A 5,062-nucleotide genomic window follows, 5' to 3' on the forward strand; every position below is an offset into this window, starting at 1 on the left:
ATCAATAATAACATGGCGCAATAAAAAAGGGGCCTGATGAGCCCCTTATCTACTTAGATAACTGTTATCCGCCCAAATAAGCGCTACGCACCGCTTCGTTCGCCAGCAATGCATCACCGGTATCTTCCAGCACCACGTGACCGTTTTCCAGCACGTAACCACGGTCAGCGAGTTTCAGTGCCTGGTTGGCGTTTTGTTCGACGAGGAAAATCGTCATCCCCTGCTCGCGCAATTGCTCAATGGTGTTAAAGATCTGCTGGATGATGATCGGTGCCAGCCCCAGAGACGGCTCATCGAGCAGCAACAAACGCGGCTGGCTCATCAAAGCCCGGCCAATCGCCAGCATCTGCTGCTCACCACCAGACATGGTTCCCGCACGCTGGATACGACGTTCATGCAGACGTGGAAACAGGTCGTATACCCATTGAATACGCTCCTGAAACTGGTCGCGCTCGGCAAAAAAGCCCCCCATCGCCAGGTTCTCTTCTACCGTCATACGGGAAAATACGCGACGCCCTTCCGGGACAATCGCCACCGCTTCACGCATGATTTTTGCCGTCTGCCAGTCGGTAATATCTTTACCATCAAAGACAATACGCCCACTTGTAGCCCGAGGATCGCCGCACAGCGTTCCGAGCAGCGTGGTTTTCCCCGCACCGTTGGCACCGATAAGCGTCACGATTTCACCCTGATTGATGTACAGGCTGACATCGTGCAGTGCCTGGATCTTGCCGTAGTGGGCGTTGACGTTGTCAAAAGACAACATGACTTTTTCCATCTTATGCCTCACCACCATTATGCTTCACCTAAATAGGCGCGGATCACGTCCGGGTTGTTACGAATCTGCTCCGGTGTCCCGTTCGCCAGCGGCGTCCCCTGGTTCACCACGTAAATACGATCAGAAATACCCATCACCAGCTTCATATCGTGCTCAATGAGCAGGATGGTGGTGTCATGATGATCGCGCAGTTCGGCAATCAGCTCATCCAGCTCTTTGGTTTCTTTCGGGTTAAGGCCCGCAGCAGGTTCATCGAGCATCAGAATTTCCGGCTGAGTGACCATGCAACGGATAATCTCAAGACGGCGCTGGTCGCCATAGGCCAGGTTGCTCGCCTGCCGGTTAGCATGTTGCAACAGGCCGATACGATCAAGCCAGGTGGCGGCGCGGTCCAGCGCTTCATCCTGCGTGCGGCGAAAAGCCGGAGTTTTTAACAGCCCGGAGAAAACCCCAGCTTTCAGTTGCTGATGCTGCGCCACCAGCAGGTTTTCAATCACTGTCATTTCGCGAAACAGGCGCACATGCTGGAAGGTACGCACCACGCCCATACGCGCAATTTGCTGGCCCGGCAGCCCTTCAAGGTGCTGGTCGCGCAGCTTAATCGTCCCGCCGGTCGGCTTATAGAACCCGGTCAGGCAGTTGAAGACCGTGGTTTTCCCCGCGCCGTTCGGTCCAATCAGAGAGACAATCTCTTTTTTATGCAAATCCAAAGACACATTGTTGACTGCCAGCAGGCCGCCAAAACGCATCATCAGGCCGCTAACCGATAATAATGGCTGACTCATGCCTGCTCTCCTTTTGCTTCCCCGTTTTTCAGTTTCAACTGTGGACGGGTCATCGGCAGCAAGCCCTGCGGACGCCAGATCATCATCAGTACCATCAAACCACCCAGCATTAACATGCTGTATTCATTGAAATCACGCATCAGCTCACGTGAGACCACCAGCAGGATAGCCGCCAGGATCACCGCAAACTGCGATCCCATCCCCCCCAGCACGACAATCGCCAGCACAAAGGCCGACTCAGCAAAGGTGAACGATTCCGGACTGACAAAACCCTGGCGCGCGGCAAACAGCGTTCCGGCAAAACCGGCAAACGCAGCGCTGATGGTAAAGGCGGTCAGCTTGATGCGTGTAGGGTTTAAGCCCAGTGAACGGCAGGCAATTTCATCTTCACGCAGCGCTTCCCATGCACGGCCCAACGGCATACGCAACAGGCGGTTGATGACAAACAGCGAGAAGACCACCAGCAGCAGCGCCACCAGGTAGAGGAAAATCACACGGTCAGAGGGATCGTATTTCACACCAAAGAAGTTGCTGAAGGTATCCCAGCCGCCTTCACGGGCGCTACGGCTGAATTCCAGACCGAAAAAGGTGGGTTTAGGGATCTGGCTGATACCATTCGGGCCACCGGTGACTTCAGTATTATTGAGCAACAGGATACGTACGATTTCGCCAAAGCCTAAGGTCACTATCGCCAGGTAGTCGCCGCGCAGACGCAGAACCGGGAAGCCAAGCAGGAACCCTGCCGCCGCCGATACCAGTCCCGCCAACGGCAAACAGGTCCAGAAACCAAGACCATAATAGTGGTTCAGCAGCGCAAAGGTATACGCACCAATGGCATAGAAGCCGCCGTAGCCCAGCACCAGCAGGCCGGAAAGGCCGACCACCACGTTTAAGCCGAGGCCGAGAATGATATAAATCATCGTCAGCGTAGCGATATCCACCGTGCCGCGCGACACCATAAATGGCCATGCGACAGCAATAACTAGCAGCGCCACCAGGAACAGCTTCTGTTTAACGGTTGAGCCATCAATCGCCGGCAGAATGAACTTCGGTCCGGAGACGCTCTTCAGGCTCTTCTGGAAAACGGGACGCAGCAGTTGGAAAAGAAAGACCACGCCGGTACCGATAAACACCCACTGCCAGCGGATATCCGCAGCGGTATCCACCACCAGCTTCGTGCCATCCAGTTCCAGTTGAACGCCCATGAAGACGCCCGCCAGGATGAAAAACATGACCGCTGAAAGCAGCGCCATTGCAAAATGCATCGGTTTCATACTTTCTCTACCTCCGGGCGACCCAGAATACCGGTCGGCATTACCAGCAGCACCAGAATCAGCAGTGCGAATGACACCACATCTTTATATTCCGTACTCAGATAAGCAGAGGAGAGCGCTTCCGCCACGCCCAGAATCAGGCCGCCGATCATCGCCCCAGGAATGCTACCGATACCGCCAAGAACCGCCGCGGTAAAGGCTTTCATCCCGGCCATAAAGCCAATATAGGGGTTAATTACACCGTAGAACTGTCCAAGCAATACACCTGCTACCGCCGCCATTGCTGCGCCAATCACAAAAGTCAGCGCGATCACGCGGTCAGTGTTAATACCGAGCAGACTGGCCATTTTCAGGTCTTCCGCGCAGGCACGACAGGCGCGTCCCATACGCGAATAGCGGATAAACAGCGTCAGCGCCAGCATCGCAAGGAAGGTCACAATCCAGATAACCAGCTGCATGGTGGTGATGGACGCAGAGAAGTTTTCACTGCTACCGACAGTCCACTGACCGTTAAACAGGCTAGGCAGTGCCACGTCGCGTGAGCCTTCCGTCAGACTGACGTAGTTTTGCAGGAAGATAGACATCCCGATGGCGGAAATCAGCGCAATCAGGCGCTTGGAGCTGCGTACGGGCCGATACGCCACGCGTTCAATGCTCCAGCCGTAGGCGCTGGCAATCACGATGGCACCGACGAAGCCCGCGGCAACCAGCAGCCAGCTGGAATCAATACCCATCATCATTAGCGCAGCGATGATCATAAAGGAGACATAACTGCCGATCATATACACCTCGCCGTGGGCGAAGTTGATCATGCCGATAATGCCGTACACCATCGTGTAGCCAATGGCGATCAGCGCGTAGGTGCTTCCCAGCGTGACGCCGTTAAACATCTGCTGCAAGAAATAGAGGAACTGCTCGGACATAAGGTAACCTTTTTAAACCCGCCCGTTTTGCACGGGCGGTGGGATAACGCGTCTTCAGGTATTACTTCGCGACAGTCGATGAACCATCCGCGTGCCACTGGAAGACACCAAACTCAAATCCCTTCAAATCGCCTTTTTCGTCCCATTTCAGCGGCCCAATCACGGTATCAGCCCCGTGTGCTTTCAGATCTTTCACCAGGTCTAACGGCTCTTTGCTACCGCTACGATCCATCGCTGTCGCCAGTGACTGAACGGCTGCGTAGGTGATCCATACGTAAGGTCCGGTTGGATCTTTCTTCTCAGCGTTGAGCGCATCGACGATAGCTTTATTCGCCGGGTCCTGGTCATAGCGTTTTGGCATAGTAACCAACATGCCTTCCGCGGCATCACCGGCAATGTTAGACAGTGAGGCATTGCCTACACCTTCTGGTCCCATAAACTGCGTCTTCAGGCCAACTGAACGCGCCTGACGCAGCATTTGCCCCATTTCCGGGTAGTAGCCACCGTAATAAACGAAGTCGATATTTTCTTTTTTCAGGCGGGCGATCAGCGCAGAAAAATCTTTCTCCCCGGCGGTGATCCCATCAAAGAAGACGATGTTGGCTTTACCTGCTTTCAGGCTGTCCTGCACCGAACGCGCCAGGCCTTCACCGTACTGCTGCTTGTCATGAATGATGGCGATACGCTGCGGTTTCACCTTCTCCAGGATGTATTTCGCGGCAGTCGGCCCCTGAGAGGAATCCAGACCCGCGGTGCGCATGATGTGCGCGTAACCACGCTGCGTCAGTTCCGGGTTAGTCGCCCCCGGAGAAATCATCAGAATGCCTTCGTCTTCGTAAATATCTGATGCCGGTTGAGTCGACGATGAGCACAGATGTCCTATCACATACTGAATGCCGTCGTTGACGATTTTGTTCGCGACGGCAACGGCCTGTTTCGGATCGCAGGCATCGTCATATTCCACGGCTACCAGCTTGTCGCCTTTGATTCCACCTTTGGCATTGATATCTTTAATCGCCTGACGTGCGCCATTAAATTCCATATCGCCCCACTGCGCGACCGGACCTGACATCGCGCCAACAACAGCGACCTTGATATCCTCCGCCATAACAGCGTGCGACATTGCCAGTGCTATCACCCCTGCGATGATTGTTTTCGCATTCCGTTTCATTACCTGAATCCCCATTCGTGACGTAATTAATATTTTGTATTTATATGGTTAAAAAGCAGACTGTGCTTTTTTTGAACTGTACTATTTTTACCAGTCTCATTAATGGTTTAGCACAGTTTTTTAAGCAAAAT

General features: G+C 53.9%; 5 protein-coding genes. All 5 read right to left on the minus strand.

All coding sequences use genetic code 11. From position 1 onward, the window contains the following. Nucleotides 1–64: 64 nt before the first annotated feature. Nucleotides 65–778 (minus strand): high-affinity branched-chain amino acid ABC transporter ATP-binding protein LivF, encoded by a 714-nt coding sequence (livF, locus tag NNO02_RS22395; protein WP_271441318.1) that lies wholly within the window; start codon nt 776–778, stop codon nt 65–67. A 17-nt stretch (nt 779–795) separates the two neighbouring features. Beyond that, the gene (gene livG / locus NNO02_RS22400; protein ID WP_271455787.1) at nt 796–1,563 is read right to left on the minus strand and encodes a high-affinity branched-chain amino acid ABC transporter ATP-binding protein LivG; all 768 of its coding nucleotides are present in this window, start codon (nt 1,561–1,563) and stop codon (nt 796–798) included. Next, a complete protein-coding gene (livM, locus tag NNO02_RS22405; RefSeq protein WP_137381969.1) occupies nt 1,560–2,837 on the minus strand; it encodes a branched chain amino acid ABC transporter permease LivM in 1,278 nt (425 codons plus the stop codon). The genes livG and livM overlap by 4 nt, the downstream gene beginning before the upstream one ends. Beyond that, nucleotides 2,834–3,760: a high-affinity branched-chain amino acid ABC transporter permease LivH gene (gene livH, locus NNO02_RS22410; RefSeq protein WP_003023435.1), complete on the minus strand. Its 927-nt coding sequence runs from the start codon at nt 3,758–3,760 to the stop codon at nt 2,834–2,836. The genes livM and livH overlap by 4 nt, the downstream gene beginning before the upstream one ends. A gap of 61 nt (nt 3,761–3,821) precedes the next feature. Beyond that, nucleotides 3,822–4,931 (minus strand): high-affinity branched-chain amino acid ABC transporter substrate-binding protein LivK, encoded by a 1,110-nt coding sequence (gene livK, locus NNO02_RS22415; protein ID WP_137381970.1) that lies wholly within the window; start codon nt 4,929–4,931, stop codon nt 3,822–3,824. Between the last annotated feature and the right edge of the window lie 131 nt (nt 4,932–5,062).

The organism is Citrobacter sp. Awk 2 (assembly GCF_028069815.1).
Taxonomy (GTDB): Bacteria; Pseudomonadota; Gammaproteobacteria; order Enterobacterales; family Enterobacteriaceae; genus Citrobacter.

Excerpts from the sequence above, each read along its gene's own strand:
- livG (WP_271455787.1), bottom strand. The coding sequence starts at position 1,563 with ATGAGTCAGCCATTATTATCGGTTAGCGGCCTGATGATGCGTTTTGGC.
- livK (WP_137381970.1), bottom strand. The coding sequence starts at position 4,931 with ATGAAACGGAATGCGAAAACAATCATCGCAGGGGTGATAGCACTGGCA.
- livF (WP_271441318.1), bottom strand. The coding sequence starts at position 778 with ATGGAAAAAGTCATGTTGTCTTTTGACAACGTCAACGCCCACTACGGC.
- livH (WP_003023435.1), bottom strand. The coding sequence starts at position 3,760 with ATGTCCGAGCAGTTCCTCTATTTCTTGCAGCAGATGTTTAACGGCGTC.
- livM (WP_137381969.1), bottom strand. The coding sequence starts at position 2,837 with ATGAAACCGATGCATTTTGCAATGGCGCTGCTTTCAGCGGTCATGTTT.